Annotated in this window: 16 protein-coding genes; 14 read left to right on the top strand and 2 right to left on the bottom strand. The window is 40.3% G+C overall.

The genetic code is table 11. The features are described 5' to 3' along the window. Nucleotides 1–51: 51 nt before the first annotated feature. Entirely contained in the window at nucleotides 52–1,473 is a 1,422-nt protein-coding gene (glnA, locus tag PL9214_RS01285) for a type I glutamate--ammonia ligase (RefSeq protein WP_072717050.1), read from the top strand. Nucleotides 1,474–1,589: 116 nt separating this feature from the next. Here glnA and PL9214_RS01280 read toward each other — a convergent pair whose 3' ends face one another. Further along, nucleotides 1,590–2,984 carry an AAA-like domain-containing protein gene (locus PL9214_RS01280; protein ID WP_072717049.1) on the bottom strand — a complete coding sequence of 465 codons (1,395 nt, stop codon included), beginning with the start codon at nucleotides 2,982–2,984 and terminating at the stop codon, nucleotides 1,590–1,592. A 709-nt stretch (nucleotides 2,985–3,693) separates the two neighbouring features. Here PL9214_RS01280 and PL9214_RS01275 point away from each other — a divergent pair. From PL9214_RS01275 to PL9214_RS01215, 13 genes are all read left to right on the top strand, one after another. Next, nucleotides 3,694–5,484, top strand: a complete 1,791-nt coding sequence (locus tag PL9214_RS01275) for an EAL domain-containing response regulator (protein WP_072717048.1) — start codon at nucleotides 3,694–3,696, stop codon at nucleotides 5,482–5,484. 117 nt (nucleotides 5,485–5,601) lie between these two features. Then, on the top strand, nucleotides 5,602–6,909 hold the full coding sequence (locus PL9214_RS01270; RefSeq protein ID WP_072717047.1) for a sensor histidine kinase: 1,308 nt from the start codon (nucleotides 5,602–5,604) through the stop codon (nucleotides 6,907–6,909). Between the two features lie 52 nt (nucleotides 6,910–6,961). Next, nucleotides 6,962–8,437, top strand: coding sequence for a glycolate oxidase subunit GlcD (gene glcD, locus PL9214_RS01265; RefSeq protein ID WP_072717046.1), 1,476 nt, complete (start codon nucleotides 6,962–6,964; stop codon nucleotides 8,435–8,437). A 174-nt stretch (nucleotides 8,438–8,611) separates the two neighbouring features. Beyond that, entirely contained in the window at nucleotides 8,612–8,791 is a 180-nt protein-coding gene (locus PL9214_RS01260) for a hypothetical protein (RefSeq protein WP_072717045.1), read from the top strand. Between the two features lie 163 nt (nucleotides 8,792–8,954). Beyond that, entirely contained in the window at nucleotides 8,955–10,769 is a 1,815-nt protein-coding gene (proS, locus tag PL9214_RS01255; RefSeq protein ID WP_072717044.1) for a proline--tRNA ligase, read from the top strand. Nucleotides 10,770–10,997: 228 nt separating this feature from the next. Continuing rightward, nucleotides 10,998–11,414, top strand: a complete 417-nt coding sequence (locus PL9214_RS01250; RefSeq protein WP_072717285.1) for an ATP synthase subunit I — start codon at nucleotides 10,998–11,000, stop codon at nucleotides 11,412–11,414. A 54-nt stretch (nucleotides 11,415–11,468) separates the two neighbouring features. Beyond that, a complete protein-coding gene (gene atpB / locus PL9214_RS01245) occupies nucleotides 11,469–12,227 on the top strand; it encodes a F0F1 ATP synthase subunit A (RefSeq protein ID WP_072717043.1) in 759 nt (252 codons plus the stop codon). Nucleotides 12,228–12,495: 268 nt separating this feature from the next. Then, complete coding sequence (gene atpE / locus PL9214_RS01240) at nucleotides 12,496–12,741, top strand: ATP synthase F0 subunit C (RefSeq protein ID WP_026786419.1); 246 nt, start codon at nucleotides 12,496–12,498, stop codon at nucleotides 12,739–12,741. 94 nt (nucleotides 12,742–12,835) lie between these two features. After that, nucleotides 12,836–13,321: a F0F1 ATP synthase subunit B' gene (locus tag PL9214_RS01235; RefSeq protein ID WP_072717042.1), complete on the top strand. Its 486-nt coding sequence runs from the start codon at nucleotides 12,836–12,838 to the stop codon at nucleotides 13,319–13,321. A 143-nt stretch (nucleotides 13,322–13,464) separates the two neighbouring features. Beyond that, on the top strand, nucleotides 13,465–13,992 hold the full coding sequence (locus PL9214_RS01230) for a F0F1 ATP synthase subunit B (protein WP_072717041.1): 528 nt from the start codon (nucleotides 13,465–13,467) through the stop codon (nucleotides 13,990–13,992). A 2-nt stretch (nucleotides 13,993–13,994) separates the two neighbouring features. Further along, a complete protein-coding gene (gene atpH / locus PL9214_RS01225) occupies nucleotides 13,995–14,540 on the top strand; it encodes an ATP synthase F1 subunit delta (RefSeq protein WP_072717040.1) in 546 nt (181 codons plus the stop codon). A gap of 69 nt (nucleotides 14,541–14,609) precedes the next feature. Then, nucleotides 14,610–16,127 carry a F0F1 ATP synthase subunit alpha gene (gene atpA, locus PL9214_RS01220; RefSeq protein ID WP_072717039.1) on the top strand — a complete coding sequence of 506 codons (1,518 nt, stop codon included), beginning with the start codon at nucleotides 14,610–14,612 and terminating at the stop codon, nucleotides 16,125–16,127. Between the two features lie 120 nt (nucleotides 16,128–16,247). Further along, nucleotides 16,248–17,198 (top strand): F0F1 ATP synthase subunit gamma, encoded by a 951-nt coding sequence (locus PL9214_RS01215; protein WP_072717038.1) that lies wholly within the window; start codon nucleotides 16,248–16,250, stop codon nucleotides 17,196–17,198. Nucleotides 17,199–17,311: 113 nt separating this feature from the next. Here PL9214_RS01215 and PL9214_RS01210 read toward each other — a convergent pair whose 3' ends face one another. Then, nucleotides 17,312–17,809 (bottom strand): hypothetical protein, encoded by a 498-nt coding sequence (locus tag PL9214_RS01210; RefSeq protein ID WP_139294929.1) that lies wholly within the window; start codon nucleotides 17,807–17,809, stop codon nucleotides 17,312–17,314. Nucleotides 17,810–17,953 lie beyond the last annotated feature (144 nt).

Raw genomic sequence — 17,953 nt, 5'->3', positions numbered from 1 at the left:
AACGGCCAAGGCTTTCAGAGATAATCAAGATTTTTGAGGAGATATTCATTCATGCCTGAGACTGCCCAAGAGGTCTTATCGATGATCGAAGACCAAGGGATTCAAATGATTGACCTGAAATTCGTGGATATGCTGGGAACCTGGCAGCATCTAACGGTACACAACAGCCAAATCGATGAATCCTCCTTTACAGATGGTGTACCGTTTGATGGTTCCAGCATCCGAGGTTGGAAAGCCATTAATGAATCCGATATGTCAATGGTGTTAGATCCAAAAACTGCTTGGATCGATCCCTTCATGGCAGAACCGACTCTCAGCATCATTTGTAGTATTCAAGAACCCCGCACTGGAGAACCCTACAATCGTTGTCCCCGTGTCATTGCCCAAAAAGCCGTTGATTATTTAATTTCGACGGGAATTGGGGATACGGCATTCTTTGGCCCGGAAGCGGAATTTTTCATTTTTGATGATGTTCGCTACGATCAAACACAACATTGTGGCTATTACTATGTCGATTCTGTTGAAGGTCGTTGGAATTCAGGAAGGGAAGAACCTGGTGGAAACTTAGCCTACAAACCGGGCTACAAAGAAGGGTATTTCCCCGTTGCGCCAACGGATACTTTCCAAGATATCCGTACTGAAATGTTGTTAACCATGGCCAAATGTGGCGTTCCCATTGAAAAACATCACCATGAAGTGGCCACAGGTGGACAGTGTGAACTCGGTTTCAAATTCGGAACCTTGATTGAAGCCGCCGATAATTTGATGATCTACAAATATGTGATCAAAAATGTCGGTAAAAAATACGGCAGAACCATCACCTTCATGCCCAAACCGATTTTTGCAGATAACGGTTCTGGGATGCACACTCACCAATCCATCTGGAAAGATGGTCAACCTTTGTTTGCTGGGGATAAATATGCGGGCTTCAGCGACATGGGGCTGTGGTACATCGGCGGTATTCTCAAACACGCTCCGGCGTTGTTGGCCTTAACCAACCCCAGCACTAATTCCTACAAACGCTTAGTTCCTGGATATGAAGCTCCGGTGAACTTGGCTTACTCCCAAGGTAACCGTTCAGCTTCGGTGCGGATTCCTCTGGCTGGAAACAACCCCAAAGCCAAGCGTTTAGAGTTCCGGTGTCCTGATGCGACGGCTAACCCCTATATGGCGTTTGCAGCGATGCTCTGTGCTGGACTTGATGGGATTAAAAACCAAATTGATCCGGGTGAACCTTTGGATGTGGATATCTACGATCTCAGTCCTGAAGAACTGCGGAAAATTCCTTCAACCCCTGGTTCTTTGGAATTAGCGTTGGAAGCCTTAGAGCAAGATCACGCCTTTTTAACAGAACCGGGTGTGTTCACCGAAGACTTTATTGCTAACTGGATTTCCTACAAACTCGATAACGAAGTTAACCCCACCCGGTTACGTCCTACTCCCTACGAGTTTGCACTTTATTACGACTGTTAATTGTTTTGACTCATTTGAGTTTTTTATAGCCACCCTAGGGGTGGCTTTTTATTAAGAGTAGGGAACAGGGAACAGGGAATAAGGGAACAGGGAACAGGGAATAAGGGAACAGTCAACTACTGTAATTCTTCTTGGAAATAACGGCGATAGAGTTCACAACTGGGTTCAAGCTGATCACCATTAAATGTAATTAAACCCATACTGTCTAATTTATAAGCTAAAGTCGAGTCAATTTTACCTGAATCTCCCGTCTTAATCACCTGTTGAAAAGCGGCTTTCAGTTGAGGATATTGATTCAAAGAAAACAACAGACGACGCAAATGATTTTTATAAATTCCCGCGTTTGTGGGCGCTTGTTGCAGGAGTTCTTGCAGTTGGGCTTTGGGTGTTAAAGGGCACTCCAGTCCCAGTTGGGATATGGATGTATAAATATTACAAAATGCTGCACTCGATACAGAGACTAGATGATACATCGCTAACTGGACTAAATACGGATGTCCTCCCACCATGGCCATTAACTGTTGAATTTCTGAATCACCTGCCCAGTCTAATTGATAACATTCTGCTAGTTCTTTGATTTGTTCGTGAGTCAAGTAAGGTAAGCTTAACGGTAATCCAATATTAAAGGGAGACTGATTTAAGTTAAGGGGTACATAAATTTCTGTGGAATAGGCAACAATTAAGCGAAGTTTTTGCCAGATTTCTATTTTACGCGCTTCTTCATACCAAACTCGCAACATCGGAAAAAATTCTTTAGCCAGTTCAGGATATTCAAAAATTCGATTGACTTCATTTAATACTAATACGATTGGTTCTTGAATTCGTTCGAGAATATAATTTTGAAAATAAATGGTACAACTAACTTTACTCCCAATGTCTTCATCCCAATAGTTTTCTAATTGGGATTCTAAATCTAAAGCGTGACCGACATTGGCACAAAACCAACGCAAGAATTTATTTAAGTCGATAAATAAACTTTCTTCTGCCTGATTAAAATCTAAAGTAACACTTCGATAATTAAGTTCATTTGCATAAGCTATTATTCTTAATAATAATGAGCTTTTTCCCATTTTTTGAGGAGCTTTAATCCGCAGCACAGAACCCGGTTCCATAATTTCTGTAAAAGCGAGTTCTTCAATGGGAGGACGGGAAATATAGAAGCGAGAGCTTAAGGATAAAGGGCCATCAGGAAATTCCAGGGGGATTTTTCGGTTGAGGCTAGGTTGGGAAGATGTTTGCCAGATTAATTGCTGTTGAGCGAGGGTGAGTTCACGGGATTCTAGTATTTTGCGAAAGTTGCTTTTATTGATAGACTCATTCAAAACCTGACTCAGTAAAATCCACAAGTCTGCTGCAACTTTTCTAACTCGCTCAGGGCCATAGTAAGCTTCCTGAGCAATGGTCGTGTAGGTTTTACCTTCCCACGCTTGTCGCAAAATTAGCTCTTGAAGTCGCGTCAAAGGCTTAGGAAGTATGGCGTTCAAGACTAGAATCACATCGTCGATTATCATTGAGTAAATATTAGAAGAAGCTGGCAGACTTTACTTTAAAGCCTTATTATAAGTATAAAGGAATACAGGCTTTGGGAGGATGAGGAGTGATTTTTTAGTGCCTTGGGTCTTAAACTATTAATCTTTTAACAAAAAATAGTACAAGCTGATATTACATATTGACAGAACTTAGGAGATAGGATGGACAAATTATACCAAAAATAACAGTTAATGTAAATGTAGTAAATTGTTAAAGCGGTTCTGTATCTAAATTGAATCCTTTTAGATTTCCTAACCCCCTCATATCCCCACGCCTGACACCCCAGCGAATCTCAAAACTTGTTGTTGAGATTTGTACCTTAATCTATGGGGGATGGGATTTGTATCCATCCAAATCTTCCCGAATCAAGTTTAAAATTGAAATCAGACTTGTCCGACTTCCACTGATTCAGGTTAAGTTATATGATCAGCTTAACCCTTAATATTAAAATTTTTATTATCCTTGTTTTAATATTTTCTTGTTTTTCAGCTATTTCTCAATCGAGAAAATTGATTAAGATCAATAGAATCATAAGTCTTTGACTGATGAATATTGGGAGGGAATGTCTGAATTTGCTAAATAAAAAACAGCCATCAGAAGGATTGTACATCGGGAATAAAAATGTTATAGAGCTATTGTCTCTCAGTTTAAATTGTCCTTTATAAAGTTCATTTTAGTAGTCTATTATTTATGAATAATGTCTTAAGTTCGGGTGAAAATCAAAAGATTCTAGTGGTGGATGATACCCTAGACAACTTAATTTTTTTATCTTCAATTTTAGAAAGTAAAGGATACTGTGTTTACATCGCCAATGATGGGCCAAGTGCTATTTCCATCGCGATGAATCATTCCCTTGATTTGATTTTACTTGACATTATGATGTCGGAAATGGATGGTTATGAAGTGTGTAATTATTTAAAATCTTATGTACTCACCTCTAATATCCCTATTATCTTCATGAGTGGATTATCTCATGTGAATGATAAAATTAAAGCTTTTAAAATGGGAGGGGTAGACTTTATTACTAAACCCTTTCAATATCAAGAAGTCATCGTCCGAGTTGAGCATCATTTAGAATTAAATCAAATTCAAAGTCAACTGATTCACCTAAATTTTCAACTAGAAGAACGGGTGAAACAAAGAACATTACAGCTTGAACAAGCCAATGATCAACTCTTAAAAATTGTGCTTCATGATCCTTTAACTGGGTTATGGAACCGAGGGGCGTTTATGGAACAATTAAAACAAGCCTTTCAACAAAGTCAAGAGTCCCCAGATCAGCAGTATGCTATTTTATGTTTAGACTGCGATCGCTTCAAAGTAATCAATGATTCTTTAGGTCATTTTGCCGGGGATGAGTTGTTGATTGCGATCGCTGAACGGTTACAAAGTTTTATTGATCCACCGGACTTAATTGCCCGTTTAGGAGGAGATGAATTTGTCATTTTATTAAATCCGCTCAACTCTCGTAACCCGCAACAAGTCGCCCGCCAAATTTTAGACTCATTTTCCCATCCTTTTACCCTAGGAATTAGAACTATTTTTATTAATTTGAGTATAGGGATCGCTGTTTCTAATACCAGTTATCAAAAACCCGAAGATTTATTGCGAGATGCGGATACAGCCCTTTATGAAGCGAAAGCATTAGGAAAAGGTCGATATCAACTTTTTGAGCCAGAAATGTATAAAGCAGTTCTGCAACGCTTACAATTAGAAACCGACCTTAGAAAAGCTCTTACTAATCAAGAATTTAGCGTTCACTATCAACCAATTATTTCCTTAGATTCAGGAATTATTATTGGGTTTGAAGCCTTAGTGCGTTGGTATCATCCAACCCAAGGTTTAATTTCTCCGGGTTTGTTTATTCCCATTGCGGAAGAAACGGGTTTAATTTCTCGCCTTGGGGAATGGGTATTACGAGAATCTTGCCATCAAGTTTCCACCTGGAAAAAAGAAAAATTAACGGATTATCCCTTAACCGTGAGTGTGAATTTATCGGCTTTACAATTTGCTCAACACAATTTAATTCAACAAATTGATCAGATTTTAGAGGAAAGCCAACTTGAACCTCAATATTTAAACCTAGAAATTACAGAAAGTGCGATTTTAGATCACCCTGAAAATGCTTCCGAGATATTAAAACAGTTAAAAGAACGACGAATAAATTTAAGTATCGACGATTTTGGGACAGGTTATTCATCTCTGAGTTATCTTCATTCTTTCCCTGTCAATATTCTCAAAATTGATCGTTCTTTTATTAGTCCTATTAACGATGATCCTCAAAATTTGGGCTTAGTTCCTGTCATTATTAGTTTAGTCAAAACCTTGGGAATGAATGTTATTGCAGAAGGTATAGAAACCGCACAACAATTGGCTCAATTACGAAAATTGAACTGTAATGCAGGTCAGGGATATTTTTTTTCTAAACCTGTTAATAGTAAAATAGCCACTAATTTGATTCAATCTTGCCCACACTGGTAAAAAAATTAGTATAATTAACCCAATGTGCTTTTTAACATTCCAGTAATGTTCCTAACCCATGAGGATCTGTTCTACTCAACTTTTTATTAGAATAGAAATGGCTGATTATTTCCAATTATGAACCATACTTTAAACAATCAACCCAAAGCCGATATTCTTGTTGTTGATGATACTCCTGCTAATTTGCGGTTTTTATCCCAAATGTTGGTAGACCAAGGATATAATGTTCGTAAAGCGATTAACGGTCAAATGGCTTTAACTGCCGTAAAAACTATCATTCCAGATTTGATTTTATTGGATATTAATTTACCGGAAATGAATGGTTATCAAGTCTGTGAACAACTCAAAAAAGATGAACGTACCCAAAATATTCCGATCATTTTCCTCAGTGCTTTAGATGATGTTTTAGATAAAGTCAAAGCATTTCAAGTTGGAGGTGTAGACTACATTACTAAACCCTTCCAATTTGAAGAAGTTTTAATTCGGATTCAAAATCAACTTACAATTCAAAAGTTACAAAGTCAACTGAAACAACAAAATTCTCAACTTCAATTAACCGTCAAAGAATTAAAATCCACTCAAGCTCAACTGATTCAAAAGGAAAAAATGGTGAGTTTAGGACAGCTTGTGGCTGGAATTGCTCACGAAATTAATAATCCCATTAGTTTTATTTCAGGAAATTTAGTTCCGACTCAACAATATATTCAAGATTTATTAAAATTAATTTATTTATATCAAAACGAATATCCTCAACCCAGTAAAGCTATTCAATCTTTTTTACAGGAATTTGATTTAGAGTTTATGATTAATGATCTCCAAAATATTTTGGGATCGATGCAAAGAGGAACAGAACGAATTAGAAGAATTATCCTCGCCTTAAGAATTTTTTCTCGGTTGGGAGAATCCGATATTAAACCGGTAGATTTACATCAAGGGCTAGACAGTACATTATTACTTCTCCAATATCGGCTGCGTGCTGAGGGACAACGGGCTGAAATTGAAATTATTAAATCCTATGATAATTTACCCCGTGTTACCTGTTACGCCAGCCAAATTAATCAAGTTTTTTTGAATTTATTAACAAATTCTATTGATGCTTTGGAATTAGGAATAGGAGCAAAAACGTCATCCAATCTGCCCCCTACGATTTGGATTATCACAGAATCCATTAATCCTAATGAAGTCAGAATTCGGATTAAAGATAATGGCATGGGAATATCAGAGGAAGTCAAATCTCAATTATTTAATCCCTTTTTTACAACAAAACCTGTAGGTCAAGGAATTGGCTTAGGCTTAACCACCTGCTATGAAATTATTGTCCAAAAACATCAAGGAAAACTCAGTTTTAACTCTAGCCAAGAAGAAGGATGTGAATTCATCATTGATCTGCCAACTCAAATGAAAGATATGGAGGTTAATAATTAGGATAAAAGCGATATAATATAAAAAATCCTAAGTTCTTCTCATCGTTATTCCTATGCTGGCTCAAAAATCACAACCAACCCGAAACTGGAAACCTCTAATTCAAGAATTTGTAGCCATTGTTGGTCAAAAAGGGGTGATTCAACGTCGTGAAGAATTACTGGTTTATGAATGTGATGGACTGACCAGCTATCGTCAACGTCCCGCTTTAGTGGTACTTCCTAAAACCACAGAAGAAATAGCAGAAGTTATTAAAATTTGCGATAAAAATTCAATTCCTTGGGTCGCCAGAGGTGCAGGAACAGGACTTTCAGGGGGTGCTTTACCTGTTGAAGATTGCGTGTTAATTGTCACTGCTTTAATGCGAAAAATCCTGCATATTGACTTAGAAAATCAACGAGTTGTAGTACAACCCGGCGTTATTAATAATTGGGTGACACAAGCTGTTAGTGGGGCTGGATTTTATTATGCGCCTGATCCTTCTAGCCAAATTATTTGTTCTATTGGGGGAAATGTTGCCGAAAATTCTGGTGGCGTTCATTGTTTGAAATATGGAGTAACAACCAATCATATTCTAGGTTTAAAAATTGTCACTCCTGATGGCTCTATTGTCGATATTGGGGGCGATATTCCCGAAATGCCGGGATATGATTTAACAGGATTATTTGTCGGTTCAGAAGGAACATTAGGTATCGCTACGGAAATCACCTTAAGAATTCTGAAAGCACCGGAATCAATTTGTGTTTTATTAGCGGATTTTACCAATTTAGAAGCGGCTGGTTCTGCGGTTTCTGATATTATTAGTTCGGGGATGATTCCAGGGGGAATGGAAATTATGGATAATCTCAGTATTAATGCCGTTGAAGATGTCGTAAAAATTGGTTTGTATCCCCGTGATGCCGGATCAATTTTACTCGTTGAATTAGATGGCTTACAAGTGGAAGTAGATACGAATAAACAACGAGTTGCGGAAATTTGTAAAAACAATGGGGCGAGAAATATTACTACAGCCAGTAACCCCGAAGATCGATTAAAAATTTGGAAAGGGCGCAAAGCAGCATTTGCAGCCGCAGGTCATGTCAGCCCTGATTATTATGTCCAAGATGGTGTTATCCCTCGGACAAAAATGGCTTATGTTTTGAAAGAAATTGAAGCGTTAAGTGAAAAATATGGTTATCCCATTGCTAACGTGTTTCATGCGGGAGATGGAAACTTACATCCTTTAATTTTATATGATAACTCCGTTCCAGGCGCATTAGAAACCGTTGAAGAAATTGGCGGAGAAATTCTAAAAATCTGTGTTGAAGTAGGCGGAAGCTTATCCGGTGAACATGGTATTGGTGCGGACAAAAAATGCTATATGCCCCAAATGTTTAACGAAATTGATTTAGAAACAATGCAATGGGTGAGAGAAGTTTTTAACCCTAAAGGTTTAGCGAACCCAGGTAAAATGTTACCCACCCCTCGCACCTGTGGAGAGTCTGCTAAACTGCAAAATATTAAACAGTTTGAAGGTGCGGAAGTCTTTTAATTAATATTTTTAAATTCCTCATTGCGAGCCTCCTGGCTCGCTAGATGATCAAGTTTAAATGCGTAACAGCTTAGGGGGGTTTGTATTGACTTAGGGAGTTTTTATTGGGATTAGCGAGCGAGGACGCTCGCACTGCATTATAATGAATATAAATCCTATTGTTATTTAAAATATTTGTGTTTAGAATGTTATCGGGAACCGTATCAAAAATTACAAGGAGACTTTGGTTATCGTAATAAATCAATTTATTTACCTAACGAGTCTGTAGCTTTACCTTGTTTTCCCGATTTAACCTTAGATTTATCTCAAGTGTTTCCTCCTAAAATCAATGAATCTAGTAAAATCAAAAAATAATTTAATCAAAAATCTTCTTAAAAAAATAACAATTTAAACTTAAATCAGATGAGAGGCGATGAAACCTCGCCCCCTACGGGGATTGATCTTTATTTTTTAGAGTTAAATTGAACACAATTCTGCAATAATAATAAATTAGTCTTTAATTTTAGGAAACCAAACGATGCGACTGTCTCAAATGCTATTTGTCACTCTGCGGGAAGATCCCAAAGAAGCAGAAATTCCCAGTCATAAACTATTAGTCCGTGCTGGATATATCCGACGCATCGGAAGTGGAATTTATGCTTATCTTCCCTTCATGTGGCGCGTTTTGCAAAAAGTCTCTCAAATTGTTCGAGAAGAAATGAACGCCACCGGAGCCCAAGAATGTTTGCTTCCCCAAGTCCAACCTTCAGAACTTTGGCGGGAGTCAGGACGCTGGGATACTTATACTAAAGCCGAGGGAATTATGTTTTCCCTCACTGACCGTCGCAAACGGGAATTAGCCTTAGGGCCAACCCATGAGGAAGTGATCACAACTATTGCTAAAGATATGATCCGTTCCCATCAACAACTACCCTTACATTTATATCAAATTCAAACCAAATTTAGAGATGAAATTCGCCCTCGGTTTGGGTTAATGCGAGGACGAGAATTTATTATGAAAGATGGCTATTCTTTCCATAGCGATGAGGAAAGTTTAAAGAAAACCTATCGAGATATGGATCAAGCCTATCGCAATATGTTGCGTCGTTGTGGGTTACAATATCGGGCTGTAGAAGCTGATTCTGGAGCCATTGGGGGGTCAGGTTCCCAAGAATTTATGGTCTTAGCAGAAGCGGGAGAAGATGAAGTTCTCTATACTGAAGATGGCAAATATGCGGCTAACACTGAAAAAGCTGTGTCCCTTCCGGTTGATGCTGAACCCTCTAATTTTACTGAATATCAAAAGTTAGAAACCCCGAATACAAACACCATTGAAACCTTAGCCAATTTCTTGAAATGTTCCCCGACCCAAATTGTTAAAAATGTTCTGTATCAAGTCGTTTATGATAATGGCACAACAATTTTAATTTTAGTCAGTATTCGGGGAGATCAGGAGGTTAATGATGTTAAATTGCAAAATGAATTAACAAAATTAGCGTCTGAATTTGGGGCAAAAACCATATTATCGTTAACGGTTCCTGATGAAGAAGCGCAACAAAAATGGGCAGCAAAAACGTTACCGTTAGGTTATATGTCTCCGAATTTAGAAGATAATTATATTAGCTCTCAAACGAAGGAAGGGGTTTACTCTAAATTTGTGCGAATGGTTGATCAAACCGCCGTTGAATTAAAGAATTTTGTCACCGGAGCGGATGAATCAGGATATCATGTTGTTGGGGCAAATTGGGGTCAAGAATTTACCTTATCTCAACGTATTGTTGATATTAGAAAAGCTCAAAAAGGCGATCGCGCCGTTCATGATCCGAACCAAATTTTACACAGTGCCAGAGGAATTGAAGTCGGTCATATTTTTCAACTGGGGATTAAATATTCTCAAGCAATGGGGGCAACTTTCACCAATGAACAGGGGGAAGAATTACCCTTAGTGATGGGATGTTATGGAGTTGGGGTGTCTCGGTTAGCGCAATCGGCCGTTGAACAATCCTATGATAAAGATGGCATCATTTGGCCTGTAGCGATCGCACCGTATCAAGCCATTATTGTGATTCCCAATATTACCGATGGTCAACAGGTGGAAATAGCGGAAAAATTGTATACCGAATTAAACCAAGCGGGAATTGAAACATTATTAGATGATCGAGATGAACGAGCCGGGGTAAAATTCAAAGATGCAGATCTGATTGGCATCCCCTATCGCATTGTCACTGGACGTTCGATTAAATCCGGTAAGGTGGAATGGGTAGAACGAGCCACTCACAACTCCCAAGAAATCGCCATTGAGGATGTTGTGACTACCCTTAAACAGAAGATTCAAGTTGCATTGGGGGATTAAGTTTGTTATGGGTGTGTGCGCGGAGCTTACGCACCCTACTTGTTGATTAATTCCTGTGATTAAATTTATTTTAAGTTCTGTTACCACAACATGATATGATTCATTGTGGCTTACAGAGCGTGTTATGCGCCTGTGCGTGAACTTGGGGAAAGTTAGAACTGCCCGCTTTTAGGAGCGGCTCAATCAGTTGTGACTAAACTCAAAATAGGTGAACTTGTCCAAGTAACTATGACAAACGCAGAGGAAACAGTCGAATCCGGGTCTAAGCTTTCTGTAGAACCCGACCCTTCTATGCTGGAGTATTATCAGTTGCAACGTCAGTTACTGCTGATGACACTCGCCGCGACGGGGGTAATTTTTGTTACGGTTTGCTGTTTTTATTCCCTGGAAGTTGCTTGCAACTATTTAATCGGGGCGAGCGTGGGCATAGTCTACTTGCGAATGCTCGGCCAGGATGTGGAAAAACTGGGTAGAGAGAAGAAAAAACTAGGCCAAAATCGGATTTTAATCCTAGCGGGTTTTATGATTTTAGCCACTCGATGGCATCAACTCCAGATTTTACCGATTTTCTTAGGATTTCTCACCTACAAAGTCGCCCTCCTGTCCTATGTCCTCATGACAACGTTCACCTTGAAGCCAAAGTAGGTCACGTGGTTTTCGGAATCCTCCAGTCCTCAATCTGTAGAGGAAGCCTCTTGAATGGAAATGCTGACTGTTTTAAACATCTTCAATCCTCTTCCCCTTGCTAGTTTGGAAGTTGGCCAGCACCTCTATTGGGAAGTCGGCGGTTTAAAATTGCATGGTCAGATTTTTCTGACTTCGTGGTTTGTAATCGGTTTGCTGATTCTTGTCTCAGTGTTAGCCAGCAGCAACGTGCAGCGAATTCCCAATGGGATGCAGAATTTTATGGAGTACGCCCTAGAATTCATTCGCAACCTTGCTAAAGACCAAATCGGGGAAAAAGAATATCGTCCTTGGGTTCCCTTCATTGGAACACTGTTCTTATTCATCTTTGCCTCTAACTGGTCAGGTGCCTTAATTCCTTGGAAGCTGATCGAACTGCCTTCAGGAGAATTAGCAGCCCCCACCAGCGATATCAATACCACAGTGGCTTTAGCCCTGTTAACGTCTTTAGCGTATTTCTACGCCGGAATCAGTAAAAAAGGCTTTGTCGGTTATTTTGCTGATTACGCTCAACCCCTGGCGTTTCTCGCTATATTTCGGGTGATTGAAGATTTTACCAAACCCCTCTCACTGAGTTTCCGTTTGTTTGGTAACATTTTGGCGGATGAACTGGTGGTTGCCGTGTTGGTATTCCTGGTGCCTCTGTTTATTCCTCTGCCCCTGATGGTTTTAGGTTTATTCTTGAGTGCCATTCAAGCGCTAATTTTTGCGACGCTGGCAGCGAACTATATTGGTGAAGCCCTAGAAGGACATGGTGCAGAACATCACGACTAAGAAAAGCAACAAACCCTTTAAGATTTCTTTTCTTAGACCTTGATTTTTTCAAAATGTTCTGTTGGGTTAAACTTGATCCCCTTTATTGGTAAAATAACGTTTTGGGGACTCCAATCCATTAAACGAATCTGGCATTTGTAACGGGACAAAGAAGAAATTTGTTTTCTTCAAATCTCCTAGTTTTATAAATGCTGATAGGGATTGATTTCACATTTTGTCTAATTGATTGTTTGTTAACTGTTTTGTATTTAGAAGGAAGAAAATCATCATGAATCCACTGATTGCTGCTGCTTCCGTTGTTGCTGCTGCTTTAGCTATTGGTTTAGGCGCGATCGGCCCTGGAATTGGTCAAGGGATTGCTGCTGGTCAAGCAGTGGAAGGGATTGCCCGTCAACCCGAAGCAGAAGGTAAAATTCGTGGGACTTTACTGTTAAGTTTGGCCTTCATGGAAGCACTGACGATTTACGGTCTGGTCGTTTCTCTGGTACTGCTGTTTGCTAACCCCTTCGCCTAAACAGTAATCCAAACATGGATTTTAGATTTGAGGTTTCAGGTGATCTGAAACTCTGGGTCTAAAATCCATCTTCAATTCAACTCTTCAAGGGACAATAATGCACTGGACAATTTTATTTGCGGTTGAAGAGGCTGCTAAAGAAGGAGGACTGTTTGATCTTGATGCCACCTTGCCCTTAATGGCAGTGCAGTTCGTAATTCTGGCAGTAATTTTAAACCAGGTTTTCTACAAACCATTAGGAAAGGCAATTGATGAACGGGCGGATTATATCCGCGAGCGCGAAGTCAACGCCAAAGAACGTCTGGCTAAAGCCGAAAAATTAGCCAAACAATACGAATTAGAGTTAGCAGAAACTCGCAAAAAAGCTCAAGCGACGATTGTAAATGCTCAAGCGGAAGCCCAGAAAATTGCTACTGGAAAAGTCGCAGAAGCATTACAAGAAGCGCAAAAATTGAGAGACAAAGCGGCTCAAGAAATTGAGCAGGAAAAACAACAAGCCCTGCAAGCTTTAGAGCAACAAGTTGAACCTCTCAGTCGCCAAATTTTAGAAAAATTATTAGGGGCTGAGTTCGTTAGATAATCTTGGATGCGTTAAAGCTGATCACAAGATTGTTTTCAGCTTGTGAAACTGCGGAAAATTCGGATTGAAGACAGCCCAGGCTAGATGATAACGCCCCCTATAGGGAGTTAAACCTTAAGCCGCGCATTTATGAGAAGAACATCATGGAGACTGTTTTATTACTAGCCACAGAAGCTAGCTCTGAAGCTGGATTCGGTCTCAATACCAATATTTTTGAGACGAACCTAATTAACCTAGCCATTCTGATTGGTGTGCTGGTTTACTTTGGGCGAGGCTTTTTAGGAAAAATCCTAAATGAAAGACGCTCCACCATTGAAGAAGCGATTCAAGAAGCTGAACAGCGTCAAAAACAAGCAGAAGCATCTCTAGCAGAACAACAGCAAAAATTAACCGCCGCCCAAACGGACGCGCAACGAATTTTAGCTGAAGCCGAAGAACGGGCAAAAACCGTTAGAGAATCAATTCTAGCTAAAGCTGCCGAAGAGGTAGAACGCATGAAAGCAAACGCAAGCGCTGAGTTAGATTCAGATCGCGAACGAGTGATTTCTCAACTGCGTTCTCTGATTGCCACTCAAGCCATTGAACGGGCAGAAGCTCAACTCAAACAACAGCTTGACGACACTGTTCAGGAACGGTTAATTGATCGGAGTCTAACGCTGCTGGGAGGTTGAATATGAGTGCGATCGCAGGAGAAATTGTTGAGCCTTACGCCTCGGCGTTAATGTCCTTGGCTCAATCGAGAAATTTAACCGAAGAATTCGGCAATGAGATCCGCTCATTACTCGAATTACTGGAAAATTCCGCAGAATTAAAAAACTTTTTAGACAATCCTGTGATTAAACCCCAGGATAAAAAAGCCGTTCTGCAACGCATTACAGGAGATCAAGTTAATCCCTTATTACGGAATTTCTTGATGCTGTTAGTGGATCGGGGACGGATTTTATTCTTACAGGGAATTGGTCAACAGTATCTAGTATTACTGCGGAAACTCAATCAAACGGTATTGGCAGAAATCACCTCCGCCCATCCGTTAACCGAAGCTCAACAAAATACCTTGACTGAAAAAGTCAAAGCCATGACCAATGCCCGCTCGGTGGAAATTTCCACCACCCTTGACCCGGATTTATTGGGCGGTGTGATTATCAAAGTTGGATCTCGCGTGGTGGATGCCAGTTTGCGCGGACAACTGCGTCGCATTGGCATGAAATTGGCCCAATAATCGTTATGACCCGTCATGATAAAGATGGGATCTGTTTTAACTCATAACCCCTAACTACTGACAAGAACAATGGTAGCGATCAGACCTGACGAAATTAGCAGCATTATTCAGCAGCAAATTGAACAGTACGACCAAGACGTTAAAGAAACCAACGTCGGGACTGTTCTGCAAGTCGGTGACGGAATTGCCCGGATTTATGGCTTAGATAAAGTCATGTCCGGTGAACTGTTAGAGTTTGCCGAAGGCACCATCGGCATTGCTTTGAACTTAGAAGAAGATAACGTCGGTGCGGTGTTAATGGGTGAAGGCCGGGACATCCAAGAAGGATCTGCCGTGACCGCCACCGGAAGAATTTCTCAGATCCCCGTAGGGGATGCCATGTTAGGCCGGGTTGTCGATGCCTTAGCCCGTCCCATTGATGGTAAAGGAGATGTCAAAACCACCGATAGCCGTTTATTAGAATCTCCCGCCCCTGGGATTATCGCCCGTCGTTCCGTGTGCGAACCCATGCAAACGGGGATTACCGCTATTGACTCCATGATTCCCATCGGTCGGGGTCAACGGGAATTAATCATTGGCGACCGTCAAACCGGAAAAACCTCCATCGCCATTGACACCATCATTAACCAAAAAGGCGAAGACGTGATCTGCGTCTACGTTGCCATTGGTCAAAAAGCCTCCACCGTTGCCCAAGTTGTGGGAGTTTTGGAAGAAAAAGGTGCAATGGATTATACCATTGTGGTCGCAGCTAACGCCAGTGACTCCGCCACCCTGCAATACCTTGCTCCTTATACAGGGGCAACTTTGGCGGAATACTTTATGTATAAAGGCAAGCACACCTTGGTCATCTATGATGACTTATCGAAACAAGCTCAAGCCTACCGTCAAATGTCCCTGTTACTGCGTCGTCCCCCCGGACGGGAAGCTTATCCTGGGGATGTGTTCTACCTCCACTCTCGCTTATTAGAGCGGGCTGCCAAACTCAACGATGAACTCGGCGGCGGTAGTATGACGGCTTTACCCGTGATTGAAACTCAAGCGGGTGACGTTTCGGCTTACATTCCGACCAACGTGATTTCCATTACCGACGGTCAGATCTTCTTATCCTCTGACTTATTTAACTCCGGTTTACGTCCGGCGGTGAATGCCGGGATTTCCGTGTCCCGCGTGGGTTCTGCGGCTCAAACCAAAGCCATGAAGAAAGTCGCCGGGAAAGTTAAATTAGAATTAGCTCAGTATGCTGAGTTGGCAGCATTTTCTCAGTTTGCCTCTGATTTAGACCAAGCTACCCGCAACCAATTAGAACGGGGCAAACGGCTACAAGAGTTGTTAAAACAACCTCAGAATTCTCCTCTGCAATTGTTTGAACAAGTGGCCGTGATTTACGCCGGAATTAACGGTTATCTCGATGAGATCCCTGTTGAAAAAATCGTTTCCTTTGCCGCCGGACTGCGGGACTATCTGAAAAATAGCAAACCCAAATACGTCGAAATCGTTCAAGGTAAAAAACTCCTTGACGATGAAGCTGAAGGTCTGTTGAAAGAAGCGATCACAGAATTCAAACAAACTTTCTTAGTTTCAGCTTAATGGGTGTCGGGTGTCGGGTGTCGTCGGTTAACTGTTAACTGACCCCTAAAACGCCTGACTCCTGTACAGACGCGCCATAGCGCGTCTCTACTGACTTAATACTGCAAATCTGACAAAACTATGTCAAATTTAAAAGCGATCCGCGATCGCATTGATTCGGTTAAAAATACCAAGAAAATTACAGAAGCGATGCGTCTGGTGGCTTCTGCAAAAGTGCGTCGCGCCCAGGAACAAGTCTTAGCTTCTCGCCCCTTTGCTGATCGGTTAGCCGGAATTCTTTATGGGTTACAATCCCGTTTAAAATTTGAAGAAGCAGATTTGCCCCTCCTCAAACAACGGGAAGTTAAAAAAGTCGGATTACTGGTAATTTCGGGTAATCGTGGCTTATGTGGAACCTATAATAGTAGCGTGATCAAACGGGCAGAAACTCGTGCAAAAGAGTTGGAAGCTGAAGGCGTTGAATGCACCTATTTATTAGTCGGACGCAAAGCCATTCAATATTTCCAAAGACGGGATGTTGATATCCGCGCAACGGTGGAAAACCCTGAAAAAAATCCCACTATAGACCGAGTACGGGATTCGGCGGAAAATCTTTTGGCTTTATTTTTATCTGGGGAATTGGATCGGATTGAGTTAATTTATACGAAATTTGTTTCGTTAATTGCTTCTCGTCCAGTAATTCAAACTCTGTTACCGCTTGATCCTCAAGGATTAGAACCAACTGATGATGAAATCTTCCGTTTGACCACAAAAAATGGTCAATTTGAAGTGACACGGGAGAAAGTCAAAAATAATCTCGCGGATTTACCGAGAGATATGATTTTTGAACAAGATCCTGCCCAAATTTTGGATGCGTTATTACCTTTGTTTTTAACAAACCAATTGTTACGCGCTTGGCAAGAATCCATCGCCAGTGAGTTAGCTGCTCGGATGACCGCCATGAGTAACGCCAGTGAAAACGCTGGAGAGTTAATTAAATCCCTGACGTTATCCTACAACAAAGCTCGTCAAGCCTCCATTACCCAGGAATTGCTGGAAGTGGTGGGTGGTGCAGAAGCATTGAAGGGTTAAGCTCTCATTTACGTTTAATTTTAAGGTGGGTTTACGCAAGTTGTAACTCACCTTATTTTTTTACCTAGAAACCGGGTTTCTGACAACAACTTTGGCATAGAATCAAGATTTTTTTAGAAACCTGGTTTCTGCATAGCTTGAATATAATGTTTCAGCATCGGTTGAAGGGTAAAATAGATTTGATTTTCTAATTCTAATCTTTCAATCCAATACCGTTGTCCTAAAGATGCTAAGGCTTTTAATACATCAGAAGCAGATAGTTTCAGATTAGATTGAAACTCCGATAGCATAATTTCGTTAGGGTTTTGTCCTAAATGAATAATAATTTTTTGCTCTAATTCCGATAATCGATTAAACTGTTGAGTTAGACTTTCCGTTATATCTTCTCCTGGAAATAAAGTTTCATAGCGTAAAAATTCAGAAATTTTACCGCCAAATAAATTTTTAATAACTGTAGAAATACTATTTAAAAAGTAAGGATTTCCTCCATAATAATCAATTAAAGTATTCCAATTTTTAATATCCAATAATCCTTGAAATTTTAACAAATCCCTGGCAGAATCTCCTAAACCAGACAAGAATAAATAATGTATAGCTGTACTATTGCTCATTAATTCAATTGAATCCTTCGGTAATTCCCAACTATTTAAAATAATACAGCTTTGGTGATTGAATTGGCTTAGGAATGAAAAATAAATAACTTGCACAACTAAACCCTGGAAACCTTGATCCACTGTAAACTATTTCTCAATTAG

The organism is Planktothrix tepida PCC 9214, assembly GCF_900009145.1.
Classification (GTDB): domain Bacteria; phylum Cyanobacteriota; class Cyanobacteriia; order Cyanobacteriales; family Microcoleaceae; genus Planktothrix; species Planktothrix tepida.
The sequence above is the reverse complement of the archived record's forward strand: the minus strand, read 5'-3'. Positions and strand labels throughout refer to the sequence as shown.

What these genes read in the sequence shown, in the direction of transcription:
- atpE (WP_026786419.1), top strand. Translation starts at nt 12,496, where the DNA reads ATGAATCCACTGATTGCTGCTGCTTCCGTTGTTGCTGCTGCTTTAGCT.
- PL9214_RS01230 (WP_072717041.1), top strand. Translation starts at nt 13,465, where the DNA reads ATGGAGACTGTTTTATTACTAGCCACAGAAGCTAGCTCTGAAGCTGGA.
- atpA (WP_072717039.1), top strand. Translation starts at nt 14,610, where the DNA reads ATGGTAGCGATCAGACCTGACGAAATTAGCAGCATTATTCAGCAGCAA.
- proS (WP_072717044.1), top strand. Translation starts at nt 8,955, where the DNA reads ATGCGACTGTCTCAAATGCTATTTGTCACTCTGCGGGAAGATCCCAAA.
- glnA (WP_072717050.1), top strand. Translation starts at nt 52, where the DNA reads ATGCCTGAGACTGCCCAAGAGGTCTTATCGATGATCGAAGACCAAGGG.
- PL9214_RS01210 (WP_139294929.1), bottom strand. Translation starts at nt 17,809, where the DNA reads ATGAGCAATAGTACAGCTATACATTATTTATTCTTGTCTGGTTTAGGA.
- PL9214_RS01215 (WP_072717038.1), top strand. Translation starts at nt 16,248, where the DNA reads ATGTCAAATTTAAAAGCGATCCGCGATCGCATTGATTCGGTTAAAAAT.
- PL9214_RS01270 (WP_072717047.1), top strand. Translation starts at nt 5,602, where the DNA reads ATGAACCATACTTTAAACAATCAACCCAAAGCCGATATTCTTGTTGTT.
- glcD (WP_072717046.1), top strand. Translation starts at nt 6,962, where the DNA reads ATGCTGGCTCAAAAATCACAACCAACCCGAAACTGGAAACCTCTAATT.
- PL9214_RS01280 (WP_072717049.1), bottom strand. Translation starts at nt 2,984, where the DNA reads ATGATAATCGACGATGTGATTCTAGTCTTGAACGCCATACTTCCTAAG.
- PL9214_RS01250 (WP_072717285.1), top strand. Translation starts at nt 10,998, where the DNA reads ATGACAAACGCAGAGGAAACAGTCGAATCCGGGTCTAAGCTTTCTGTA.
- atpH (WP_072717040.1), top strand. Translation starts at nt 13,995, where the DNA reads ATGAGTGCGATCGCAGGAGAAATTGTTGAGCCTTACGCCTCGGCGTTA.
- PL9214_RS01275 (WP_072717048.1), top strand. Translation starts at nt 3,694, where the DNA reads ATGAATAATGTCTTAAGTTCGGGTGAAAATCAAAAGATTCTAGTGGTG.
- atpB (WP_072717043.1), top strand. Translation starts at nt 11,469, where the DNA reads ATGGAAATGCTGACTGTTTTAAACATCTTCAATCCTCTTCCCCTTGCT.